Source organism: Streptomyces sp. NPDC002054 (assembly GCF_040296685.1).
In the GTDB taxonomy this organism is placed as follows: Bacteria; Actinomycetota; Actinomycetes; order Streptomycetales; family Streptomycetaceae; genus Streptomyces.
Map to the genome: position 1 here is coordinate 1 of NZ_JBEOXT010000085.1, position 1,139 is coordinate 1,139.

1 protein-coding gene is annotated in these 1,139 nt (G+C 65.0%); it reads right to left on the reverse strand.

The features are described from left to right. Window positions 1-1,092, reverse strand: coding sequence for an IS630 family transposase (locus ABT123_RS36670; protein WP_351322786.1), 1,092 nt, complete (start codon window positions 1,090-1,092; stop codon window positions 1-3). Between the last annotated feature and the right edge of the window lie 47 nt (window positions 1,093-1,139).

Sequence of the window (1,139 nt, forward strand, 5' to 3'; positions counted from 1 at the left end):
CTAGTCTTCTGAGTCGGGAATTCTGTTCAGATATGAGGCGAGGCGTTCGAGGATCTCGTCCGCGGTCCTGGTCCAGACGTAGGGCCTGGGGTCGGTGTTCCAGGCTGCGATCCATGTCCGGATGTCCTTCTCCAGGGCCTGGACGGTCTTGTGGACGCCTCGTCGTATCTGCTTGTTCGTCAGCTCGGCGAACCATCGCTCCACAAGATTGAGCCAGGACGATCCGGTGGGTGTGAAGTGCAGGTGGAACCGGGGGTGGGCCAGCAGCCAGGTCTTGATGGCCGGGGTCTTGTGGGTGGCGTAGTTGTCCAGCACGAGGTGGATGTCGAGGCCGTCCGGCACTTCCCGGTCGAGCTTGATGAGGAACTTCTTGAACTCCTCGGCGCGGTGGCGGCGGTGCAGGGAACCGATGACCTTGCCAGTGGCCACCTCGAGAGCGGCGAACAGAGTGGTGGTCCCGGCGCGGACGTAGTCATGCGTGACGCGTTGCGGCACTCCGGGCATCATCGGCAACACCGGCTGCGAGCGGTCCAATGCCTGGATCTGAGACTTCTCGTCCACGCAGAAGACCAGGGCCCGCTCGGGCGGGTCCAGATAGAGGCCGACGACGTCGTGGACCTTGTCGACGAAGTAAGGGTCTGTCGACAGTTTGAACGTCTCCGAGCGATGTGGCTGCAGGCCGAACGCCCGCCAGACCCGTGACACGGTCGACTGCGAAAGACCCACTTCCTTCGCCATCGAGCGAGTCGACCAGTGGGTCGCGTTCTTCGGAGCCGACTCCAGTGTCCTGGTGACCAGCGAGGCCACCTGCTCGTCGGTCACCGTCCGGGGACCGCCCGAGCGGGGCATGTCGCCCAAGCCGGCGATCCGATGCTCGACGAAACGCGCCCGCCAGCGGCCCACCGCATGCGGCGTCGAGTCGAGCCGGGCAGCAACGTCCTTGTTGGAAGCACCTTCCGCGCAGGCCAGGATGATCCGACAGCGCAAGGCCCACGCCTGCGGCGTGGAACGGCGCCGCACCCACCCCTCGAGCGCAGCCCGCTCCTCACCCGACAGGATCAACTCGGCCTTCGGCCGCCCAGTACGCGCCACAGGCCAAGCCTACACATCTGAACGGAATTCCTGACTCAGAAGACTAG